Origin of the sequence: Pseudomonas marvdashtae (assembly GCF_014268655.2) — a bacterium.
Lineage (GTDB): Bacteria > Pseudomonadota > Gammaproteobacteria > Pseudomonadales > Pseudomonadaceae > Aquipseudomonas > Aquipseudomonas marvdashtae.
In genome coordinates this window covers 63,078-84,617 of record NZ_JABWQX020000002.1, presented here as the reverse complement: position 1 = coordinate 84,617, position 21,540 = coordinate 63,078, and the positions used below count along the sequence as shown (strand labels likewise).

At 60.1% G+C, this 21,540-nt stretch carries 20 protein-coding genes; 9 read left to right on the top strand and 11 right to left on the bottom strand.

Features of this window, described 5'->3' with window-relative positions:
• Positions 1 to 59 precede the first annotated feature (59 nt).
• Positions 60 to 1,028: a LysR substrate-binding domain-containing protein gene (locus HU742_RS20145; RefSeq protein ID WP_186638558.1), complete on the top strand. Its 969-nt coding sequence runs from the start codon at positions 60 to 62 to the stop codon at positions 1,026 to 1,028.
• Here HU742_RS20145 and HU742_RS20140 read toward each other — a convergent pair.
• From HU742_RS20140 to HU742_RS20130, 3 genes are all read right to left on the bottom strand, one after another.
• Complete coding sequence (locus tag HU742_RS20140; RefSeq protein ID WP_186638556.1) at positions 1,010 to 1,726, bottom strand: hypothetical protein; 717 nt, start codon at positions 1,724 to 1,726, stop codon at positions 1,010 to 1,012. The two genes, HU742_RS20145 and HU742_RS20140, sit on opposite strands and share 19 nt — an antisense overlap.
• Before the next feature lie 51 nt (positions 1,727 to 1,777).
• Positions 1,778 to 2,686 carry a hypothetical protein gene (locus tag HU742_RS20135; protein WP_186638555.1) on the bottom strand — a complete coding sequence of 303 codons (909 nt, stop codon included), beginning with the start codon at positions 2,684 to 2,686 and terminating at the stop codon, positions 1,778 to 1,780.
• 172 nt (positions 2,687 to 2,858) lie between these two features.
• On the bottom strand, positions 2,859 to 4,928 hold the full coding sequence (locus HU742_RS20130) for an AsmA family protein (RefSeq protein ID WP_186644335.1): 2,070 nt from the start codon (positions 4,926 to 4,928) through the stop codon (positions 2,859 to 2,861).
• A 388-nt stretch (positions 4,929 to 5,316) separates the two neighbouring features.
• Between HU742_RS20130 and HU742_RS20125 the strand changes: the two genes are divergently transcribed.
• From HU742_RS20125 to HU742_RS20090, 8 genes are all read left to right on the top strand, one after another.
• The gene (locus HU742_RS20125; protein ID WP_186644336.1) at positions 5,317 to 5,811 is read left to right on the top strand and encodes a hypothetical protein; all 495 of its coding nucleotides are present in this window, start codon (positions 5,317 to 5,319) and stop codon (positions 5,809 to 5,811) included.
• 156 nt (positions 5,812 to 5,967) lie between these two features.
• Entirely contained in the window at positions 5,968 to 6,600 is a 633-nt protein-coding gene (locus tag HU742_RS20120; protein ID WP_186610767.1) for a TetR family transcriptional regulator, read from the top strand.
• 479 nt (positions 6,601 to 7,079) lie between these two features.
• Positions 7,080 to 7,463: a DUF6124 family protein gene (locus HU742_RS20115; RefSeq protein WP_186644337.1), complete on the top strand. Its 384-nt coding sequence runs from the start codon at positions 7,080 to 7,082 to the stop codon at positions 7,461 to 7,463.
• Between the two features lie 304 nt (positions 7,464 to 7,767).
• Positions 7,768 to 8,268: an urease accessory protein UreE gene (gene ureE / locus HU742_RS20110; protein ID WP_186644338.1), complete on the top strand. Its 501-nt coding sequence runs from the start codon at positions 7,768 to 7,770 to the stop codon at positions 8,266 to 8,268.
• Positions 8,265 to 8,969, top strand: coding sequence for an urease accessory protein UreF (locus tag HU742_RS20105; RefSeq protein ID WP_186644339.1), 705 nt, complete (start codon positions 8,265 to 8,267; stop codon positions 8,967 to 8,969). Before ureE ends, HU742_RS20105 begins: the two co-directional genes overlap by 4 nt.
• A 9-nt stretch (positions 8,970 to 8,978) precedes the next feature.
• Positions 8,979 to 9,593 (top strand): urease accessory protein UreG, encoded by a 615-nt coding sequence (ureG, locus tag HU742_RS20100; RefSeq protein WP_186638549.1) that lies wholly within the window; start codon positions 8,979 to 8,981, stop codon positions 9,591 to 9,593.
• Between the two features lie 32 nt (positions 9,594 to 9,625).
• Entirely contained in the window at positions 9,626 to 10,198 is a 573-nt protein-coding gene (locus HU742_RS20095) for a HupE/UreJ family protein (RefSeq protein WP_186644340.1), read from the top strand.
• Between the two features lie 134 nt (positions 10,199 to 10,332).
• Positions 10,333 to 11,466 carry an AGE family epimerase/isomerase gene (locus HU742_RS20090; RefSeq protein ID WP_186644341.1) on the top strand — a complete coding sequence of 378 codons (1,134 nt, stop codon included), beginning with the start codon at positions 10,333 to 10,335 and terminating at the stop codon, positions 11,464 to 11,466.
• Between the two features lie 138 nt (positions 11,467 to 11,604).
• Here HU742_RS20090 and HU742_RS20085 read toward each other — a convergent pair whose 3' ends face one another.
• The 8 genes from HU742_RS20085 to amaB all read right to left on the bottom strand — a co-directional run bounded on the left by HU742_RS20085 (position 11,605) and on the right by amaB (position 21,425).
• Positions 11,605 to 12,369: an SDR family oxidoreductase gene (locus HU742_RS20085; RefSeq protein WP_186638546.1), complete on the bottom strand. Its 765-nt coding sequence runs from the start codon at positions 12,367 to 12,369 to the stop codon at positions 11,605 to 11,607.
• 743 nt (positions 12,370 to 13,112) lie between these two features.
• Positions 13,113 to 13,829: an ABC transporter ATP-binding protein gene (locus HU742_RS20080; protein ID WP_186638545.1), complete on the bottom strand. Its 717-nt coding sequence runs from the start codon at positions 13,827 to 13,829 to the stop codon at positions 13,113 to 13,115.
• Positions 13,826 to 14,698, bottom strand: a complete 873-nt coding sequence (locus HU742_RS20075) for an ABC transporter ATP-binding protein (RefSeq protein WP_186638543.1) — start codon at positions 14,696 to 14,698, stop codon at positions 13,826 to 13,828. The genes HU742_RS20080 and HU742_RS20075 overlap by 4 nt, the downstream gene beginning before the upstream one ends.
• The gene (gene livM / locus HU742_RS20070; protein ID WP_186638535.1) at positions 14,695 to 15,975 is read right to left on the bottom strand and encodes a high-affinity branched-chain amino acid ABC transporter permease LivM; all 1,281 of its coding nucleotides are present in this window, start codon (positions 15,973 to 15,975) and stop codon (positions 14,695 to 14,697) included. The genes HU742_RS20075 and livM overlap by 4 nt, the downstream gene beginning before the upstream one ends.
• A gap of 2 nt (positions 15,976 to 15,977) precedes the next feature.
• A complete protein-coding gene (locus HU742_RS20065; protein ID WP_186638533.1) occupies positions 15,978 to 16,892 on the bottom strand; it encodes an ABC transporter permease subunit in 915 nt (304 codons plus the stop codon).
• A 160-nt stretch (positions 16,893 to 17,052) separates the two neighbouring features.
• The gene (locus HU742_RS20060; RefSeq protein ID WP_186638531.1) at positions 17,053 to 18,189 is read right to left on the bottom strand and encodes an ABC transporter substrate-binding protein; all 1,137 of its coding nucleotides are present in this window, start codon (positions 18,187 to 18,189) and stop codon (positions 17,053 to 17,055) included.
• 370 nt (positions 18,190 to 18,559) lie between these two features.
• The gene (gene amaA, locus HU742_RS20055) at positions 18,560 to 19,843 is read right to left on the bottom strand and encodes an L-pipecolate oxidase (RefSeq protein ID WP_186644342.1); all 1,284 of its coding nucleotides are present in this window, start codon (positions 19,841 to 19,843) and stop codon (positions 18,560 to 18,562) included.
• A gap of 91 nt (positions 19,844 to 19,934) precedes the next feature.
• Positions 19,935 to 21,425: an L-piperidine-6-carboxylate dehydrogenase gene (gene amaB, locus HU742_RS20050; protein WP_186610753.1), complete on the bottom strand. Its 1,491-nt coding sequence runs from the start codon at positions 21,423 to 21,425 to the stop codon at positions 19,935 to 19,937.
• Positions 21,426 to 21,540 lie beyond the last annotated feature (115 nt).

Below are 21,540 nucleotides of genomic sequence, written 5' to 3'. Positions count from 1 at the left end.
TCACTCAAATGAGCGTTAATGCACCTGGATGAGTTTTTCTCATTCATTGGAGATTACCGATGTTTGCCACCTTGCCCCTCAATGCCCTGCGCGCCTTTGAATCCGCCGCACGGCTGCTCAGTTTCAAGGCGGCGGCCCAGGAGCTTTCGGTCACACCGACGGCGGTTTCCCATCAGATCCGCGCGCTGGAAACCTGGCTGGGCTTGTCGTTGTTCGAACGATTGCCCCGCCAGGTACGACTCACCGAAGGCGGGCAACGCTTGTTCCATAGCCTTCACGGCGCCTTGCTGGAAGTCGCGCAAAGCGTGGACTCCTTGCGCCCACAACGCAGCACCAGCCACCTGACGATTTCCACCACGGCCGCATTTGCCGCCTTATGGCTGGTGCCACGCCTGGGCCGGTTCTATGCGCGCCATCCGAACATCAACGTAAGGCTGGACACCCATTGCGAAGTCATCGACCTGCATCAGGACGCCAGCGTGGACATGGTGGTGCGCTACAGCCTGGACAACTATTCAAACCTGTATGGCCTGTGCCTGTTCGACGAATCCTTCGGCGTATACGGGTCACCTGAGCAAATAGCCGCTCTGGCGACCCGGCAACCGACGACGCTGATCAGTGTGCGATGGCACAACACCAAGCTGTATGCCCATGGCTGGGACGCCTGGTGCGCGCAAGCGGGAGAAACCTGGCTGACCCACCAGCCCTGCATACGCGAATACGACGAGGAACATTACGCCCTGCAAGCGGCAATCGCCGGGCAAGGCCTGGTACTGGCGAGCAACGTCCTGGTCTCCGAAAGCGTCGCCAGCGGTTTGTTGGTCGCTTACCGCCCGCACGTCCAAGTCAACGGCGCGGGCTACAGCGCCTTATGCGTTCCGGGCCGGGAACGCCATCCACCAGTACGAGCGCTTTTCAAATGGCTGGAGGAAGAGGCGCGGCAGTCCGGGCACGCACTGACGAGTTCGTTAAAACTGTTCCAGGATCGGGTCGCCCAGAGCCAGAGCGATCATGCTGGCAGAGCATGAGGCTTTGGATCGCCTGCTGAAGAAAGCTCGACGAGCAATGAGTCCGCGTTGGCCGGCAGGCCGCGCCTCACCTTTTGTTCAATACCGTTTCCTTCGTAACGGGCTGTGCTGAGTTGTCTTTTGGAAACAGCCACACTGACCTGTCCCACTACATGCTTGCCTGCGAAACGCTGCTGGAAAAAAAGCTCATCAACACCTTGCGAGGTCCGAAACCTCACAGATACCGTATAAACAACGGGGCCGACGCCTATCAGGCTGATATGCACGAAAATAGTCGTATCGGAGTTGTTCAGCGACTGAACGGGTGAAAGCAACTGCTCCCTGATCGCAGCACCCGGCGGCTCTGAACCCGGCGCCGCCTCAACATTGGCGATCAGTCGATCAAGCTGCGCCAACTCTTGCGGTTGGAAATCCGATATCAATTTTTCCCTGAGCAAGTCGCTCAGCACAATGACAGCCTCGTCCTTCGGCTCGAAACTGGACGCTTTATTCGCCATGGTCGCCCATTCCAGATTTCCCATGACGCGGGAATAACCTGAGCGCCATTTCCCCAAAGCATCAAACTTGTCACCGCTGGAGCGTGCGTACAGATGGGAATAGAGCAACGCATATTTCAACTTCTGCCGCCACTCCTTTGGCACGCCTTGCGAAATAGACAACAGCCCTTCCGGAAGCAGCAGTATTTCCTCATTCAACATGACAGACCACCTTCCAAGATGGGTTGCTCATTCGAACAACCCGGTGAGCGCTTATAACTCGATACTATTGAAAAACTCGTCAGAGCTCTTATCCAGCTTCTGATAGATCAGGTCCCTGTTCCGATCATGTATGCGCATATTGAGCTCGGCCATCGTAGCCACGCGCTTCATTTGAAGCCTCGACACTTTCCATTTCCAGAACCAAGCCCCGCCTTGGCTTGAAGAGAGAGTGCAGTCGACCGCCAGGAAAGCCGTTATCGGAGTTCCCCCTGGGGATTGGATGCAGGGTACGATTCTGAAGTCCTTATCCGCACCTTTTGCACTGGTGCTATCAAAAAGATTTACCAGCTCCTCGTCGGATCGCACCCGATCAAAGACGCCTAACAATAAATCAAGCATCGCCGGAGCATTTCGGCCTGCCACCGCCTGGACAATTTCCAGAACGATGGAATCCATCGTCAGACTTGTTTCTGAAGTCGTAAGTTCCTGATATTTATTGCTGGTCATCGTCCATCCGCAATGCCTCATTGCATCACTGTACAGTTCGTGCCACTCGAGGGGCTGCGTGTTCTTGTCAAACTTGAAAGTGGCAACACGTTCAGCAAAATGAATACTGTCCGCCGCCGCGTGTTTTGTATCTCCGTCCAAATTATCGGCAAAGCCGATAATGGCGGGATTCTCGTTGGCTAATAATACGTCTGCCTGGGCAACTGACTGACTCTCCGACTTTTCAGCCATAGCCGTTAAACGGGAACTTCTTGGTGCACCTGCAGATAAATCAGCAACACTGACGGGCGCAAGCCTTACCGTTTCAAAAAAGCGCATACTCTCGTCGATGCTGGGCAATAAGATACTCATGATATTTTTCCTTTTAATAAGTGATTGTTGTTTCTTGTTTTGCCACCTGACTGCAAGCGCCAACTTAATCACATAAGCCCGGACTTTCCACAGTTCATCCATGACTGCTTGTTACCACCATCCAAGCGGCCGCATGCAACCCTGTCCGATTCGTTAAAAACCAAAACGGCGTTACAATTCGACCAATAACACTAACCAACTCAGAAACTAATAGAACAGACAGCCCATTAACTTTCTGCTACCCAGCAAACATCCGCCCACTTCGCAAACGCGATCAGTCCTTTACCGTCCTCGGTGCCTTGCCTTCCTTCATCTGCTGCAGCAGCGGCGCGCACTGGTTCGGCTCGCCGCCGCTAGGCGCCACCAACGCCAGCAACCCGGCCGCTGGGGCGGCGATGACCCCCAAGGCCACCATCCCCGCCCCGCGCAGCATCAGCGGCACAGCCTTGACCCCGGCAGCGGGCTTGGCGAAGGTCCCCCGCACGTATAACGGAGAGCGCAGGGAAATCAACCGCCAGCCTTTGGACTCGGGGGTGATGGTCAGGTCCAACTGCTCGGTCGCCATGTTCGCCGTGCCGTCGATATAGATAATTGCGTTCTCAGTGTCGAATACGAACAGGCGCGTGGTCGCCAGGCCAGTCTTGATGTCGAAGTCAGCCGCCGCGCAGTTGATCTTCACTTCCTTGTCGCCAAAGACTTTCCCTACCACGTAATTGCCGACGTTGAGTCCGGCCAGCTCCATCAACTCCCGACTGATAGCGCCATCATTGATGAGCATCTTCAGCGTGCCATTGGACGTCCCCAGCAGGGCCGCCACCGAGTTGCCGCGCCCGGAGAGATCAGCGTCGCCATTGAGCTCGCCGAAACTGGTTTTCATTGGCTCGAAGCCGGGGAATAGCTGCTTGAGCTTGAAGCCCCGCGCCGTCAATCTCGCCCGCCCTTCGAGCGGCTGGGTGCGGCCGTTGAGGCGGATCTGCGCATCGAGCCGGCCACCGGCTACGCCAAAGCGCAGGGGCTCGAGGCCCAGTTGACCATCGTTGAGCACCAGGTGCGTGTAGAGGTCGTTAAAGGGCAACTGCTCGCTGTGGACAATGCGCTTGCCGGTGAACTCCACGTCGGCGTCCATCACGCTCCAGCGTTCGGTGCGGAACTCCTCCACCGGCAACACCTTGTCGGACGGTTGCTTGCTGGCGCCGCCCCGGGCTTTTTGTTCAGTGTTGGAGTCAGCACCGATCAGCGGTGCCAGGTCGCTGAACAACAACTGGTTCGAAACCAGCGCGCCACTGAGTTTCGGCCGGGGCTGACTGGCGGCATAGGCCAGGTCGCCATGGATATCGCTGTCGCCGATCTTGCCGTTGAACGCCTCATAGCGAAATTGCGCGCCGTCCGGCTCGTGGAGCTTGGCGATCAATCGACCGTCGGTGGCGTAGGGCGGCGAATCCGGCAGGGTGACGCCCGTCAGTGGATAAAGGTTGGCCAGGCTGTTGCCGGCCAGCTTCAAGCGCAGGTCAAGGGCGCCGAGGTTCTTCGGGTCAGTGAGAGTGCCGGCCAGTTCGATGCGGGTATCGGCGATCTTTGCCTGGGCCTGCAATGGGAATGGTTGCGATGCATCCTGCAAGGCCAGCAGTCCGCCGACCTTGCCGGAACCGCTGAGCGCCTGGCCGTGGTACTGCCCGTCAACCTTGAAGGCGAAGGCATAATCCTGCGGCGCCGCGCCCTGCTCCCGAACTTTTTTAGCAGTCTTCTCACCCACGATGTCGCTGAACGGAATCGGCTTGCCCAGCGGGTCGATCAGCAGGTCGAGCCGGGTCTTGAGCGTCTGGTCATCAAGGACGACATGGCCCTTGTCGAAACCGATGGCGCCAATGTCCACCACCCAATTGGACGGCTCGGCCTGTGGGTCCTTCGGATCGAATTGAAACGTCCAGTTGGCGCGCCCGTCGGCCAGGCGCTGCAGATTGGCGTTGGGTTCAGTCAGGTCGATGCGCGGAATCGCCACCCTTTGGGCCAGCAGGGCCAAGGGCGAAACGCGCAATTCAACGCGCTTGAGCGTGGCCATTTGCGGTGTCTTCGACCAGTCCGGGTTGCCCAAGGTCAAGTCCTCGGCCACGACATGGGGCCAGGGCATCCACGCTCGCCACCCGCCTTCGGTTAGCTCGCGCCGCCACACCACCGCCAGGTTGCCATTGATTGCAAACGGACGATGCAACTCCTCGGACACCTTGGCATTGAGCGCAGGCTTGATGCGGTTCCAGTCGAACAATGCAAGGAACAACACCAGCACCGCCAGCAGAACGACGAGGCAGGCAAGGCCCCAAGCAAGGATTTTCGAGGTGCGCGTCATGCACAAGGCTCCTGATGACAAACCAGCGTCCGGACCGCGACGCTTGGGCAACACGAACCTGGACCGGCTCGCTGCATAAATGATTGGACTGGCGAAACGGCCGACAGGTTTACCACCATGAGCAGAGAACGGCACGAAAAAACACTCTGGATCCTGACCAGATCGTCAGCTACCTGTTACCGGCACCGCACTATTGCGGAGCGCAAGTGAGTACAAACTACCCACTCCAGAGCAAAACGCTCCCTCCGAAAGGCCCGTTCTAGAGCCTTTCCGCTGAACAATCAATTCTGTTGATTATTACCATTGCGTTTATGAACTTTTATATCGACTTATCGAGAGTAGCATTGCCCTCGTACCCACTTTTAAGCCCTCCCGAGGAGCAACGATCATGAAACGCCAATTACTGATGAGCCTGTCCCTTTCACTGCTGGCCTCTACGGCTTTCGCCCTGCCAGCCTCCGAACAAGCCACCCCCCAGGTCAAGGATAGCCAGTCTGTCTATAGCCAAACCGTAGCCGAAGGTGGTCGTGACCGCCTGGAAGAAAAAGGCTTGGTCGAGGACGGTTATGACCGCACCAAGCAGAATGATACCTTTGCAGCTGACGGTTCCGACCGTACTCCCGGCCAGACCCTCGCCGAAGACGGTTCTTCGCGCACTCCACAAGGTCAAACCCTGGCAGCTGACGGCTCCGACCGCACTCCAGGCCAAACCTTGGCGGCTGACGGCTCCGACCGCACCCCAGGCCAAACCTTGGCGGCTGACGGCTCCGACCGCACACCAGGCCAAACCTTGGCGGCTGACGGCTCCGACCGCACCCCAGGCCAGACCCTCGCCGAAGGCGGTGGTGATCGCGTGATCGAACGCAACAGCACAGTGAGCTGAGCCCATGGTGGCCCGGAAAAAAGCCCGATTCCTTGAATCGGGCTTTTGACTTTTCAAGCCCCTCGTTTTCCAGCCTGAACCTCCTCTACCGTTCGACGACGGCAAAGCCGATTTGCTAGAGTGCATCGCTCCCATGACTCGGAAGTCAGTCTTGCGATGCTGCCCCGCGCCGAACAGAAACAACAGACCCGAAATGCCCTGATGGACGCAGCCCGCCATTTGATGGAGTGCGGCAGGGGATTTGGCAGCCTGAGCCTGCGCGAAGTCGCCAAGGCGGCGGGCATCGTGCCCACCGGGTTCTATCGACACTTCGATGACATGGACCAACTGGGCCTGGCGCTCGTCAGTGAAGTCGGCCAGACCTTTCGCGCGACCATCCGGCTGGTGCGCCACAATGAATTCGTGATGGGCGGCATCATCGATGCGTCGGTGCGGATCTTTCTCGACGTGGTCCACGCCAACCGGTCACAGTTCCTGTTCCTGGCACGCGAGCAGTACGGTGGTTCACAGCCGGTACGCCAAGCCATCGCAAGACTGCGCGAGGACATCAGCTCGGACCTGACCGCCGACCTGGCGCTCATGCCGAAACTGCAGCACCTGGACCTGGCGGGGCTGAACGTGATGGCCGACCTCATCGTCAAAAGTGTCTTCGCGACGTTGCCGGACATCATCGACCCGCCCGCCGAAGCCCTGCCCGAACACCTCACCCCCCAAGCGAAGATTACCCAGCAATTGCGATTCATCTTCATTGGTCTCAAGCACTGGCGCGGGTTGGGCAGTACTGAATAACTGTCCGCATGCTTCCTCTGGGGGAGCGAGCCCGCTCGCGATGGCGGAGTTGACCAACCCTCTCGCTCCATCAGACATTCAAATCAAAAAATCGCAGCTTTCGGCAGCCGCTAGGCAATTTCTGTAGGAGCTGCCGACCGCTGTGATCTTTCGGTGCTTTTTCCCCGCCAAACCCTCGGACATTTCCTTCAACACGCCGGGCTGTTCATGAACTAGGCAGCGCTTTCGAGCGCCGCTAACCTCTGTTCGTCATCGCAAAAACGGTGACACGGACGTGCAAGTCCGACGGAGGACACAATTGTCGATGGCTATTCATCGAGCATTTTTTTATGCTCGCGGACCGTTATGGCAGCTGTGTATGGGAGACCTTCGGGTCTGCCGGGTACTCCGACCGGTCTTGCACACCTATGCATAGCTGCCACCTCTCTCGACTGTGCAAGCGAGGCGGTGTTGGCTCCTAAAAATTTCGGAGTACAACTATGTTCAAGCCGTCACCAAATCCACCGCAAAACGAACACAAATCCCGCGTCGAAAAACTCGAAGAAAAACGCCTCGAAGACGCCACCAACCGCGCCCTCGACTACTACCTGAAACCCCAGCCCGCCCCTCCGCCGGAACCCGACAAAGACCAGCTCTTCATCGTCTCCCCGCACATCGACACCGAAACCCTGCTCGCCAACGCCTCCGAAGACCTGCTGTCGATCAGCACCATCGCCGCCGACCTGGCCGACGACATCGACGAATCGCGCCGCTGCATCGCCCTGGCAATCAGCCGCATGGCCGATGGAGTTCAGTTGTTGGTCGAGCGGGCATTGGATCATCTGGAGACTAAGGAGATGGCGGCGCCTGGCGCCAAGGGATAACGCTTTGTCTTGATGCAAGCTGAGCCGACGCCCCAAGCGAAGATGACCCAGCAGCATGCCTGCTCGTGATGGCGTCGGGTCAGTCAGCATTGATGTTAATGATGCGCCGCTATCGAGAGCAGGCTCGCTGCCACAATGTCTTTTTATACCAGCCGCAAAATGGTGCGCACCATCGCGATACGCACCAACATGGCACGCAATCCGTCCCATCCTGAAACGCCATCCCCAGATATTTCCTACACCCTCTTCGATTGGCAAGCCCCTTGCTCTAAACACAGCATCGTTCATTGCTGGAAGCACTCCAATGCTGGTGATCCACCGCAGAATCGCCGCCCAATCGCGCTGGGACGCCGAGTTGCACCTGACCTTCGATGCCCGCAGTAAAAGCCGTCTGCGCTGTTTCAGTGCCGAGGGTGAAGATGTGGGTCTGTTTTTGGAGCGAGGTCAGCCGCCGCTTTACGACGGTGAATGCTTGCAAGCCGAAGATGAGCGCATCGTGCGCGTCTGCGCCCGCCCTGAACAGTTGCTGCACGTCACCTGTGCCAGTGCGTTAGAACTGACCCGCGCGGCTTACCACCTGGGTAATCGCCATGTGGCGCTGCAAGTGGGCGACGGCTGGCTGCGCCTGCTGGACGACTACGTGCTCAAGGCAATGCTTGAACAACTCGGCGCCAGCGTCGAGGCCATCGAAGCGCCGTTCCAGCCCGAACACGGCGCCTATGGTGGCGGTCATCACCATTCCCGGCACGGCGATGAAGATTTCAACTATGCCCCGCGCCTGCATCAGTTCGGCGTGCGCACATGAATCCGGCCTGGGCGCTGCTGCGTCTGGCCAGTCCACAACTGCCGATCGGCGGCTACAGCTATTCACAAGGGCTGGAAATGGCCGTCGACAATGGCTTGGTCAAGACGCCTGACGATGCTCGCCGCTGGATCAGTGATCAAATGCTGCTGAACCTGGCGCGCTTCGAAGCGCCCTTGCTGCTGGCCCACTGCACCGCAGCCGCGGCCAACGATTGGGAGGCGCTGCTACGACTGTGCGCAGAACACCGCGCCAGCCGGGAAACCCGCGAGCTTTATCAAGAGAGTCGGCAAATGGGCTACTCGTTGCAGCAATTGCTCGTTGGCCTGCCGGAACTCGACAGCGCAGCACGGGGCTTTCTTGAACGGCTCAGTCTTGAACAGCTCAGCCTCGAACAGCGCAGCGAACCGCACCTGGCACTGGGCTGGGCCCTGGCCGCCCGCGCGTGGCGCATCGAGCCGCAGGATGCCCTCGCCGCCTGGCTCTGGAGCTGGCTGGAAAACCAACTGGCGGTGCTGATGAAGACCTTGCCGCTGGGCCAGCAAGCCGCCCAGCGCCTGACCAGCGAACTGTTGCCGTTGCTGCAGCAGGCCCAGCAGATCGCCTCGACCATCGACCCTGAACATTACGGCAGCGCCGCGTTTGGCCTGTCCCTGGCGTGCATGGCCCATGAACGCCAGTACAGCCGCCTGTTCCGTTCCTAGGAGATTCACATGAACACACAACCCCTTCGCGTTGGCATTGGCGGCCCAGTGGGCTCCGGCAAAACCGCCCTGACCCTGGCCCTCTGCCTGGCCTTGCGCGATCGCTACAACCTGGCGGTCGTCACCAACGACATCTATACCCGCGAGGACGCCGACTTCCTGGTGCGCAACGAAGCCCTGGCGCCGGAGCGGATCATCGGCGTGGAAACCGGCGGCTGCCCGCACACGGCGATCCGCGAAGACGCGTCGATCAATCTCGAAGCAGTGGACCAGTTGAACCGGCGCTTTCCCGGGCTGGACCTGATCCTGGTTGAATCCGGCGGCGATAACCTGTCGGCGACCTTCAGCCCGGAACTGTCCGACCTGACAATCTATGTGATCGACGTGTCCGCCGGCGACAAGCTGCCACGCAAGGGCGGACCGGGCATCTGCAAATCCGACTTGCTGGTGATCAACAAGATCGACCTGGCGCCGCTGGTGGGCGCCTCGCTGGAATTGATGAACAGCGACACCCAGCGGATGCGCAACGGCAAGCCTTTCGTGTTCAGCAACCAGAAAACCGGCCAGGGCCTGGAGGACATCATTGCCTTTATCGAGCGCCAGGGCCTGCTGACCGCCGCGTGAACATTTTCACTTACAACAAGGAAGCTTTCTCCATGACGTTCAAACGCACCCTCGCCGCCCTCGCTTTGCTGCTAAGCCCCGCACTGGCATTCGCCCACCCAGGCCACGGCGATAACGGCCTGATCGCCGGGCTGGGCCACCCCATCGGCGGGCTCGATCATTTGCTGGCGATGCTGGCGGTGGGCTTGTGGGCAGCGCAACAACAAGGCGCGGCGCGCTGGGCGCTGCCGTGCACGTTCGTCGGCACAATGTTGCTCGGCGGCCTGCTGGGCTTCGAGGGCCTGGATCTGCCGGCGCTGGAAAGCGCGATTGCGGCGTCTGTATTGGCCCTGGGCCTGGCGGTGGCGCTGGCGGTGCGTCCGCCACTGAGTCTGGCAGTGGCAGCGACGGCATTGTTCGCGCTGTTCCACGGCGTGGCCCATGGCCTGGAGCTACCTTACATGTCGAGTCCGTGGGCTTATGCGATCGGTTTCGTCGCGGCAACGGCGGCACTGCATGGCGCGGGTTTCGCCTTGGTGCGGGTATTGCCACGGGCGGCCGCGCCCTTGGTGCGCTTGGCTGGAGCGGCGTCGGCGGCGGCTGGGGTTTGGTTGTTGGCAGGCTGACCCGCTAGCGCCTGCACGACCTTTATCGTGGGCAGGCTTGCTCGCGATATGGGTCGTGCAGGCGCATCTCTACGAAGTCGACCACTCTGCTACCATGTCGCGCAATCGCTCCCCAGCCGTGACGACGTTTGCCAATGCCTGATGCTTCCCGCCCTGCTCACCAGCCTGAATTGACTGCCCTGTTCACCACGGTGCATAGGCATTTTCACGACGTGATTGTGCCCATGTGGCAAGGCCCGGGCTGGAATGCCGAGTTGGCATTGCCCTACGAATCCCTCGATTCCCAGCACACGCCGCTGCCGCCGCAACGTTACCGGGCCATGGCCTGTGCACGACAGTTGTATGTGTTCGCCAGCCTGATCGGAGAAGTACCGGATGCCGTAGAGCGGGCCGCTGCGTTGTTCCGCTCGCTGCAACGGCATTTCCACGATGCCGAACATGGCGGCTGGTTCTACAGCATCGATCCGCAGGGTGCGCCGCTGGATACCGGCAAGGATCTCTACACCCACGCCTTCATCCTCTTCGCCTGCGCTCACTACTGGAGCAAGGTTCGCGAGCCGTTGGTGGAGTCCACGCTGAATGCGGCGCTGGAAGTGATCACGCGACGCTTCGCCACCGACGACGGCCTTTACGAAGCCAACCTTGGGCGGGATTGGTCGACTTGCCAATCCGGCCCGTTGCAGAACCCGTTGATGCATTTGGCAGAAGCGTTTCTCGCGATCCTTTCGGTTCGCGACGATGCCAATGTGCGCCAGGCGTTGCGGAGCCTTTGCGACGGCATGTTCAAATACTTCGTTGACCCGCAACGGCAGGTCATGATGGAGAAGCCACTCAAGGCTGTGGATAACTGGTACGAACCGGGCCACCAGTTTGAATGGTATTTCCTGTTGGCCTCATCGCCCTTGCTGCGCGGGGGAAAACTGCACACAGCCGTGGAGCGCAGCTTCAGCCATACCGAGCAACAGGGCGTAGACCAGCAGTCTGGCGCAGTGTGCGCCATGCTGGCGTTGGAACCACAGGCGCTCGCGCGTGACGCCACCCAACGCATCTGGGCCCAGGCGGAATACCTGCGTGCGCTGACCTTGCGTCCAGGAAGCGAAGGGACGTTGCTGCGTCAATTACAGGCGTTTGAGCAACATTTCTTGAGCCCGGAAGGCTGGAACGAATGCCTCGACGCCGGTGGCAACATCAGCCGCCGGGACATGCCGTCCACCACGCCATATCACCTGCTGACCTGCTATCGCGGGCTGGCTGATTACCTGGCTTGACCCTCCACTGTGGCGAGGGAGCTTGCTCCCGCTGGGCCGCGCAGCGGCCCCAAAAAGCTTACGACTGCTTCGCAGCCGAGCGGGAGCAAGCTCCCTCGCCACAAGGGCTCAACATTTCCAGCTCAAGTACCTCAGCGGTCAGGCCTTGTTGCGCTCGATGGCGAAACCGGCCCAGGTCTGGCTCACCGGCATCAACTCAAGGCTGTTGATGTTGATGTGCGCCGGGGTGTTGAGCACCCAGAAAATCGTATCGGCGATATCCTGCGGCTGGATCGGCTCGGCACCGGCATAGGTCGCGTTGTAGCGTTCCTGATCGCCGCCAAAGCGCACCAGGGAAAACTCGCTTTCACACAAACCCGGCTCGATGTTGCTCACCCGCACGCCCGTACCTTGCAGGTCGCAGCGCAGGTTCAGGGAGAACTGTTTGACGAACGCCTTGCTCGCACCGTACACGTGGCTGCCTGGGTACGGGTAGCTGCCGGCAATGGAGCCCAGGTTTACGATCCCGGCGCCACGGCCATGGGCGATCAGGCGCGGCAGCAACAGGCGCGTGCTGTAGATCAGGCCTTTCACGTTGGTGTCGACCATGGTGTCCCAATCATCGAGGTCGCACTTGGGCGCGGGATCGACACCCAGGGCCAGGCCGGCGTTGTTGATCAACCCGCGCAATTTGGCGAAGGACGGCGGCAGGTTGGCGATGGCGTCTTCCATGGCCTTGCGATCACGCACGTCCAGGACCAGGCCGTGGACTTCGGTCTGCTTCGATAGCTCGGCGCAGAGTGCATCAAGGCGTTCTTCACGACGACCGGTCAGCACCAGTTTCCAACCCGCCTCGGCAAAACGACGGGCACAGGCTTCACCAAAACCGGACGTCGCGCCGGTGATAAACAGGGTGTCAGACATCGTGTTCTCCTTGCTTGGGCTCAAAGCCATTGAATGGAAATCGGCCCACAGCATGCCCGGCCGGGCATGCCAGGGGCAAGGCTTGAGCAGGGGCTTTTAGCCGGGAAGGTGCTCAAAAAACAACCAACCTCCGTCAGGCCTTGCCCAACAAGGGCTGTAGCGGGTTGCACGCACCTTATCCACAGGCAGGTCCACAATAACCGGGGGCAAGTACAAACACTGGAAGCCGCTGTGCATAAGGCTTTGCGGAAGATTTGGAAAATTTTTTCGCTTGACCGAGCAAGTCAGGTTGTGCAGCGCAATTTCCCTGCTATAAGCAGCGCTCAATACGGCGATGGCTCCAAGCCAGCAACGACGGCACTCAGCGCCGTCTTTCCAGAGTTTAGTCACAGACTTATCCACAGGCTTGCACACCGGCTATCGAGGCTCTTTCACTCCGTAGAAAACTGTTGACAACCGCCACTCCTGCTTGAGCAAAAACGCCTGATCAAAAAATGATCGCAGCGCTGTAAGCCACGGAATGAAAGGCTTGCAGCCAGATATTCCCACGTTACCCACAGCCGGCTCCACAGCAAACGGGGACAAGTCAAAACCGTGACAAAACAACTATTTGCGGCGACTTTATGTCGCGGTTTCGAAAGGGTTCAGGATTGTTTTCCACAATTGCCGGAGATGGCCAAAGGCTGGATTTCGGGGATAAAAAAACCGGCGATCACTCGCCGGTTTTTCATTGCAACATCAACTCAATGCCCGCCCAGATACGCGTTGCGCACTTCCTCGTTGGCGAGCAGTTCCTTGCCAGTGCCGGTCAGGCGGATTTCGCCGTTGACCATCACATAGGCCCGGTCAGACAGCTTGAGGGCGTGGTTAGCGTTTTGCTCCACAAGGAAGATGGTCATGCCCGTGGAGGCCAGTTCACGCAGAGTCGCGAAGATCTGTTTCACCACGATCGGCGCCAGCCCCAGGCTCGGCTCATCGAGCAGCAACAACTTGGGCCGACTCATCAATGCCCGGGCGATGGCGAGCATTTGCTGCTCGCCGCCGGACATGGTCATGGCCCGCTGGTTGCGCCGTTCCTTGAGGCGCGGGAACAGCTCGAACATGCGCTGCATGTCTTCGCTGGCGTATTTGTCACCGATAGGGATGGTGCCCATCAGCAGGTTTTCCTCGACGGTCATGTCGGGGAATACCCGGCGGCCTTCCGGTGACTGCGCGATGCCGTTGGACGCAATGTAGTGCGACGACTTCTGGGTGATGTCCACGCCCTGGTAGATGATCTGCCCGCCCGCCGCCCGCGGCTGGCCGAAGATTGACATCAGCAGCGTGGACTTGCCGGCCCCGTTGGAGCCGATCAGGCTCACGGTTTCGCCTTCACCAATGTGCATGGAGACTTTCTTCAGGGCCTGGATCGGCCCGTAGAACACATCCAGCTCCTTGAGTTCGAGGATAGGTCCACTCATACCAATTCCTCTTCATCGGCACCCAGGTAAGCCGCGATCACCTTCGGATCGTTGCGAATCGCCTCGGGACCGCCCTCGGCGATCACGTTGCCGTGGTCCAGCACCACGATGTGGTCGGAAATGCTCATTACCATGCCCATGTCGTGTTCGATCAGCACCACGGTCAGATCGTGCTCGTCGCGCAGCAGCCGGATCATCGCGCTCAGCGCTTCGGTTTCCTGAGGGTTGAGGCCAGCGGCTGGTTCGTCGAGGCAGATGATCTGCGGACGGGTGCACATCGCCCGGGCGATTTCCAGACGGCGTTGCTGACCGTAGGAAAGCTCCCCGGCCAGGCGGTTGGCGCAGTCCACCAGGTCGACCACTTCCAGCCAATAGAACGCATGGTCCAGGGCGTCGCTTTCAGCCTTGCGGTAGCCTTTGGTGTTGAGGATGCCCGCCACCAGGCTGCGGTTGACCCACATGTGCTGGGCCACCAGCAGGTTTTCCAGCACCGACATTTCCTTGAAGAGCCGAATGTTCTGGAACGTACGCGCCAGGCCCGCGCGATTCACCAGATGGGTGCCGCCGAACATCTTGTAGTAAAGCCGGCTGGCGAAGGATCTTGGCGAGACAAAGTCGGTTGGGCGAAACGCTTCGCCCAACAGCTTGATGACGTCGGTCTGCTCGCCGCGCACGCTGAGCTCGATCTTGCCGCCCGAAGCCTTGTAGAAACCGGTCAGGCAGTTGAACACCGTGGTCTTGCCCGCACCGTTGGGGCCGATCAGGGCAAAGATCGAGTTGCGCTTGACCTGCAGGCTGACGTCGCTGAGGGCCTTGATGCCGCCGAACTGCATCATCAGGTTTTCAACTTTGAGTACGACTTCGCTCATGGCGCTACCCCCTTGCGCGGCGTCACACCGGTACGGCTGATACGAATCAGGCCACGCGGGCGCCAGATCATCATCAACACCATCAACACGCCAAACAGCAACACACGGTACTCGGAGAAACTGCGCAGCAGCTCCGGTGCCACGGTGAGCACGAAGGCGGCTATCACCACGCCCACGGTCGAGCCCATGCCGCCCAGCACGACGATCGCCAGGATCAGCGCCGACTCGAAGAAGGTGAACGATGACGGGTTGACGAAGCCCTGGTAGCTGGCGAAGAACACACCTGCGAGGCCAGCGGTCGACGCACCGATGGTGAACGCCGAAAGCTTGACCAGCACGTGGTTCAGGCCCATGGAACGGCAGGCGATTTCGTCTTCGCGCAGGGCTTCCCAGGCGCGACCGACCGGCATGCGGGTCAGGCGATGCTTGATGTAGAGCACCAGCAGCACCGTGATGAACAGTACGATGTAAATGAACAGGAATTTGATGTTGGGGTTGTAGTCGATGCCGAAGAACTCATGGAAAGGCACCCCGCCTTCCTTCGCCCTTCGACCAAACTCCAGGCCGAAAAAGGTTGGCGACGGCACCGGCATGCCATTCGGCCCACCCGTGAACGACAGCCAGTTATTCAGCACCAGCCGGATGATCTCGCCAAAACCCAGGGTCACGATGGCCAGGTAGTCACCGTGCATTCGTAACACCGGGAATCCCAATATGCAGCCCGCCATCGCCGCCGCGATGGCCGCCAGCGGCAATACGGTCCAGAAACCCAGTCCGAGGTATTGATAGCCCAGGGCCAGGCCATAGGCACCGATGGCATAGAACGCCACGTAACCAAGGTCGAGCAGCCCCGCCAGGCCGACCACGATGTTCAGGCCCAGGCCCAACAGCACGTAGATCAGCCCGAGGATAACCACCGTGAGGATGTATTTGTTGGCGAAGAACGGAAACACGATGGCAATCACGATCAGCGCGGGGATGATCCAGCGCAGGCGCGACTTGTAGTCTGGCGGCAACACGTGCACGCCGGAGCCGGTGCTCTCGAAACCCTGGAGAATCTTCAGTCCCTTGGGGGTTTGCAGGAACAGGCTCAGGGCGAAGCGCCCGACCATCACGATCGCCACCAGCCAGCCGACGCGGGCCGGTTGCAGATTGAAGCTGTAGCCGTCGAGCACCACGCCGACGATCGGTCCGAACACGATCAGCGAGATCAGGCCGGCCAGGATCGCGTCGATGACGCTCTTTTTGATATCAAGCGGTTTATTGGCAGCAGACATACTTATACCTTCGCCACGAGTGGGCGACCCAGCAGGCCTTGGGGACGGAAGATCAGAATCAGCACCAGCAGCGAGAAACTGAACACGTCTTTGTAGTCGGAGTTGATCAGACCGGCGAACAGCGACTCGGAGATCCCGAGGATGATCCCGCCGAGCATTGCCCCAGGCAGGGAGCCGATGCCGCCGAGTACCGCCGCGGTGAACGCCTTGATGCCGATGATGAAGCCGGCATAGAAGTCGAAGGTCCCGTAGTTCATGGTGATCAGCACACCAGCCAGGGCCGCCATGGCCGCGCCGATGATGAACACGTAGGAAATCACCCGGTCGGTGTTGATCCCGAGGATCGAGGCCATCTTGCGGTCTTGCTGGGTGGCGCGGCACATGCGGCCGAGCTTGGTGTACTTGATGATGTAGGTCAGCAGGGCCATGCCGGCGAATGCGGCGACCAGGATGAAAATCTTGGTGTAGGTGAGCTGCACGAAGCCGCTGCCGATGTCGACGCGCATGGCGCCTTCGAGCAGCGTCGGGATGCCCTGTTGGCGGGCGCCCTGGCTGATCTGCGCGTAGTTCTGCAGGATCAGCGAAATGCCGATGGCACTGATCAGCGGTGCCAGGCGGGTGGAGTTGCGCAGGGGTTTGTAGGCGACGCGTTCGATGACCCAGCCGTATACCCCGGTGACCACGACCGTGAACACGAGGGTGCCAAGGATCATTAGCGGAAAGGATTCAATACCGAAGTAAGCCAGCAGAGCCAGACTGATTGCCGCGAGGTAAGCGGAAATCATGTAAACCTCGCCGTGGGCGAAGTTGATCATGCCGATGATGCCATAGACCATTGTGTAGCCGATGGCGATCAGACCATAGACCGACCCGAGGGTCAGGCCATTGATCAGTTGCTGCAGGAAAATACCATCCATAACGCAATCTCACGCAGTGAGAACCTGCACGCCCTTGGGGCGTGCGGCTCTTCTAAGGAAAATACAGATTTACGTCGGAGCAATGCCAGGCGCGACCAGTGCTCCCTGTAGAAACCGGACTTGGCCGGGACCTACAGGGTTTGATCGATCGCTTCAGCCCTTACTTCTGTTTTTCCAACTGGTGGTATTTGCCATCCTTGTCCCACTGGTAGACCACGTAGTCGGAGACTTTCAGGTCACCTTTGGTGTCCCATTCCTTCTTGCCCATCACGGTCTGGACCGGATTGGCTTTCAGCCACTTGGCCGCGTCTTCGCCTTTGTTGGACTTGGCACCGTTGAAGCCAGCAGCCAGGGCCTGGACCGAGGCATAGGCGTACAGGGTGTAGCCTTCAGGTTCGACGCCGTTGGCACGGAAGGCGTCGACCACAGCCTTGCTGTCGGGCAGCAGGCGCGGGTCGGCACCGAAGGTCATGTACACGCCGTCGACGTATTGCGCGCCGCCGGCGGTGGTGACCAGTTCGTCGGTGACGATGCCGTCATCGGACATGAACTTGACGTCCTTGAGGCCTTGTTCACGCAACTGGCGAACCAGAGGACCGGCTTCCGGGTGCAGGCCGCCGAAGTAGACCACGTCGGCGCCAGCCCCACGGATCTTGGTGACCACGGCGCTGAAGTCTTTCTCGCCACGGGTCAGGCCTTCATACAGCACGGGCTTCACGCCACGCTTTTCGAGCTGGGCCTTGGTAGCATCCGCCAGGCCTTGGCCGTAGGTGTCCTTGTCGTGCAGCACGACGACTTTCTTGCCCTTGAGCACGTCGACGATGTAGTCGCCGGCCACGATGCCTTGCTGGTCGTCACGACCGCACATACGGAACATCGCGCTCAGGCCGCGTTCGGTAACGGCCGGGTTGGTGGAACCTGGGGTGATGGCAATGATGCCTGCTTCGTCATAGACCTCGGAGGCCGGGATGGTGTTGGATGAGCAGAAGTGCCCGACCACGCCAATCACTTTGTCCTGGTCAACCAGTCGGTTGGCCACGGCCACGGCCTGCTTCGGTTCGCACGCATCGTCACCGGCGACCAGGACGATTTTCTCGCCATTGACGCCACCGGCCTTGTTGATGACATCAGCCGCGGCCTGCGCACCTTTCATGTACTGCTCGCCAAACGCGGCGTTGGCACCGGTCATTGGCCCCGCCACACCAAATTTCACATCAGCCTGGGCAAACGCAGAAACACCCAGCGCAGTTGCCACTGCGAGGGCCAGAAAGCCTTTCTTGTAAAACGTCTGGGACATGAGGTGGTGCTCCAAGGTTTTTTTTAGTTGGCACTGCGACTTCACTTCACTGAAAAGCTAAGAGCAAGGGGCGTGCCATCGGTTTTTTATTCTGAAAAAAGTCGCTGCTTTATTGTTATTTCGACTGTTTCGGGCCCTTTTTCACAGGGCGTGCAACCGTCTAAACCGCACGAGGTGCAACCTTTTCTAAAAGTAGGTGAAACCCTCCGTGAGCCATCATTGCAACCGCCACACTAAACGGCGTGCAACCACTGTGTAACAACCTGCGTCACCTAACTGCACACTGTCGGTGCGCGGCTGCTACAACCCGCACCATAACAGGCTAGCCGCTGGGCTGGAAAACGCCGCTGTCCGTAACACTTTTCAACAATCAGATGACGATCCGCAAGCACTGGCCCGCGTGATACAGGGAAAAACCCGCTTCATACAGGCAGCTGCGCAGGCCAACGCCAGCCAAAGGTTGCATCGGCGCGAAGGGAATCGGCAACGCCTTGGCATCGCCATGGCACAGGTAGTCGGCGAACGCCTTGCCGACCACGGTGCCGGTGGTCACGCCGCGACCGTTATAGCCGGTGACCGCCACCAGGCCGGGCGCCGGCTCGAACAGGCGCATCAGATGGTCGGGCGTAAAGGCGATACAACCAGTCCACGTGCACTCCCACTCCACCGGCTTGAGGTACGGGAAATAATGCTGCTGCACCCGGTCGGCCCAGGCCTTGAGAAACCAGGTCGGCTTGCGGTTGCCGTTGCCCAGGCTGCCCAGCAGCAAGCGGCCTTCCTTGTCCCGACGAATGCTGCTTAGCACTTGGCGGGTATCCCATGAACCCTGCCCTCCCGGCAAAATGCGCCGGGCGGCCGCGTCGGTCAGCGGGACGGAAGCGACCTGATAGTAGTAACCGGGGAAAAAATTGCGCCGCAACTCGGTCCAGTCGCCCTCGGTATAAGCGTTGGAAGCAATCACGACTTGCTCGGCCAGCACCGAACCCTGGGCCGTCTGCACCAACCACCGCTGGCCCTGGCGTTCCAGGCGGGTGACGGGCGAATGGTCGAAAAGCTGGCCGCCGAGTTTTTTCGCGGCAGCGGCCAGTCCGCTGGTATAAGCCATGGGGTTGAGCGTACCGGCGCGGCGGTCGAGCAATGCCGCAGCGATCTTGTCAGTGCCGGTGGCTTCGGCGCAGGCTTGGCCAGTCAGCAATTCTACCGGGGCGCCACGGCGCTTCCATTGTGCTTCGCGACTGCGCAGATCCGCCTCGCCCCGGGCGTTATGGGCCATGTGCAGCGTGCCTTCGCGACGCAGCTGGCAATCGATGTCGTATTTGTCGACGAGGCTGAACACCAAGGCCGGCGCGGCCCCAAGCATGCGATTAAGCTGGCTGCCCACGGCTTCGCCGAACCCGGCCTCAATGTCATCCGGCGGGATCCACATCCCGGCATTCACCAATCCCACGTTGCGCCCCGACCCACCGTGCCCGGCCCGATGAGCTTCCAGCACCGCCACGCGCCTGCCCTGCTCCAACAGGTGCACCGCCGCCGACAACCCGGTAAAGCCCGCGCCGACGACGCACACGTCCACCGTGACTTCACCCTTGAGCGAGGTGTTGTCGGGCCGTTGTGGCGTCAATATTTCCCACAGACATTCTTCGCGTAACGGCATTGCCAGACTCCGAAATGAAACCCAACCACTACACAGTTCAATTGTGGGAGCGGGCTTGCTCCCACATTGGGATCACCGCTTGGCTCACGCCTTAATCGAAAGTAATACCCTGCGCCAACGGCAACTCCAGCGAATAGTTCACGGTGTTGGTCTGGCGGCGCATGTAGGCACGCCACGCGTCGGAGCCGGATTCACGGCCGCCGCCGGTTTCTTTCTCGCCGCCGAACGCTCCGCCGATCTCCGCGCCGCTCGGGCCGATGTTGACGTTGGCGATCCCGCAATCGCTGCCCACGGCCGACATGAACTGCTCGGCTTCACGCACATCGGTGGTGAAAATGCACGACGACAGGCCTTGTGGCACCGAATTGTTCAGGTGCAGCGCTTCGGCGAAGTCCTTGTAGCCAACCACATAGAGGATCGGCGCGAAGGTTTCGTGACGCACCACGTCGCTTTGCTCCGGCATCTCGACGATGGCGGGCGAGACGTAATAGGCATTCGCAAACTGGTCTTCGAGTTGGCGCTTGCCGCCAAACACTCGCCCGCCTTCGCTCAACGCCTGCTCCAGCGCGTCCTGCATGTTCTCGAAGCTCTGCTTGTCGATCAGCGGCCCGACCAGATTGCCTTCCAGCGGATGACCGATGCGCACTTTCGAATAGGCCGCCTTGAGACGGGTGACGATCTCTTCCTTCACCGATTCATGGGCGATCAAGCGGCGCAGCGTGGTGCAACGCTGGCCCGCAGTGCCGACGGCGCTGAACAGGATGGCGCGCACGGCCATATCCAGGTCGGCGCTCGGAGCCAGGATCATCGCGTTGTTGCCGCCCAGTTCCAGGATGCTGCGGGCAAACCGCGCTGCGACTTTCGGCGCGACCTCGCGGCCCATGCGCGTGCTGCCGGTGGCGCTGATCAGCGCCACGCGCGGATCGTCGACCAGCGCTTCGCCGGCATCACGCCCACCGATGATCACTTGGCTCAGGTACGGTGGCGCATCGGTGAAATTCTTCAACACACGTTCGAACAAGGCCTGGCACGCCAGGGCGGTCAGCGGGGTTTTCTCGGAAGGCTTCCAGATCACCGGGTTACCGCACACCAGCGCGAGGGTGGTGTTCCAGGCCCAGACCGCCACGGGAAAGTTGAACGCGCTGATCACTCCAACCACGCCCAGCGGGTGCCAGGTTTCACGCATGTGGTGGCCAGGACGCTCGGACGCAATGGTCAAGCCGTACAACTGGCGGGACAGGCCGACAGCGAAATCGCAGATGTCGATCATCTCCTGCACTTCGCCCAGGCCTTCCTGGGTAATCTTGCCGGCTTCCCACGACACCAGCTCGCCGAGGTCGGCCTTGTACTCACGCAACAGGTCGCCAAACTGACGCACCAGCTCGCCGCGCCGTGGCGCCGGCACCTTGCGCCACAGGTCGAAGGCATGCTCCGCGCGGCTGACCTGCTGCTCGACTTCAGCGGCGCCTTCCCAGTTCACGGCGCCGATGCGACTGCCATCGATGGGCGAGTGCACGGGCTGTGTGCCGTTCTGGTACAAGGCCGGGTTGACGCCCAGACGATCAAGCAATGCAGCAACCATGGGTAAATTCCTCAAGCGAGAGACAAAATTGGGCAGCCGGACGATCACGGCTGATCAGGCCTGTAGTTGTAGCTGGCCCGAGACTTGCCAACAAACGACCTTTAAGCGAGATATC

Coding starts and splice junctions, on each gene's coding strand:
- HU742_RS20130 (WP_186644335.1), bottom strand. CDS start 4,928: ATGACGCGCACCTCGAAAATCCTTGCTTGGGGCCTTGCCTGCCTCGTC.
- HU742_RS20085 (WP_186638546.1), bottom strand. CDS start 12,369: ATGTCTGACACCCTGTTTATCACCGGCGCGACGTCCGGTTTTGGTGAA.
- amaA (WP_186644342.1), bottom strand. CDS start 19,843: ATGCCGTTACGCGAAGAATGTCTGTGGGAAATATTGACGCCACAACGG.
- HU742_RS20120 (WP_186610767.1), top strand. CDS start 5,968: ATGCTGCCCCGCGCCGAACAGAAACAACAGACCCGAAATGCCCTGATG.
- HU742_RS20140 (WP_186638556.1), bottom strand. CDS start 1,726: ATGTTGAATGAGGAAATACTGCTGCTTCCGGAAGGGCTGTTGTCTATT.
- HU742_RS20080 (WP_186638545.1), bottom strand. CDS start 13,829: ATGAGTGGACCTATCCTCGAACTCAAGGAGCTGGATGTGTTCTACGGG.
- HU742_RS20145 (WP_186638558.1), top strand. CDS start 60: ATGTTTGCCACCTTGCCCCTCAATGCCCTGCGCGCCTTTGAATCCGCC.
- HU742_RS20060 (WP_186638531.1), bottom strand. CDS start 18,189: ATGTCCCAGACGTTTTACAAGAAAGGCTTTCTGGCCCTCGCAGTGGCA.
- HU742_RS20135 (WP_186638555.1), bottom strand. CDS start 2,686: ATGGATGAACTGTGGAAAGTCCGGGCTTATGTGATTAAGTTGGCGCTT.
- HU742_RS20105 (WP_186644339.1), top strand. CDS start 8,265: ATGAATCCGGCCTGGGCGCTGCTGCGTCTGGCCAGTCCACAACTGCCG.
- ureE (WP_186644338.1), top strand. CDS start 7,768: ATGCTGGTGATCCACCGCAGAATCGCCGCCCAATCGCGCTGGGACGCC.
- HU742_RS20090 (WP_186644341.1), top strand. CDS start 10,333: ATGCCTGATGCTTCCCGCCCTGCTCACCAGCCTGAATTGACTGCCCTG.
- amaB (WP_186610753.1), bottom strand. CDS start 21,425: ATGGTTGCTGCATTGCTTGATCGTCTGGGCGTCAACCCGGCCTTGTAC.
- ureG (WP_186638549.1), top strand. CDS start 8,979: ATGAACACACAACCCCTTCGCGTTGGCATTGGCGGCCCAGTGGGCTCC.
- HU742_RS20075 (WP_186638543.1), bottom strand. CDS start 14,698: ATGAGCGAAGTCGTACTCAAAGTTGAAAACCTGATGATGCAGTTCGGC.
- livM (WP_186638535.1), bottom strand. CDS start 15,975: ATGTCTGCTGCCAATAAACCGCTTGATATCAAAAAGAGCGTCATCGAC.
- HU742_RS20115 (WP_186644337.1), top strand. CDS start 7,080: ATGTTCAAGCCGTCACCAAATCCACCGCAAAACGAACACAAATCCCGC.
- HU742_RS20125 (WP_186644336.1), top strand. CDS start 5,317: ATGAAACGCCAATTACTGATGAGCCTGTCCCTTTCACTGCTGGCCTCT.
- HU742_RS20065 (WP_186638533.1), bottom strand. CDS start 16,892: ATGGATGGTATTTTCCTGCAGCAACTGATCAATGGCCTGACCCTCGGG.
- HU742_RS20095 (WP_186644340.1), top strand. CDS start 9,626: ATGACGTTCAAACGCACCCTCGCCGCCCTCGCTTTGCTGCTAAGCCCC.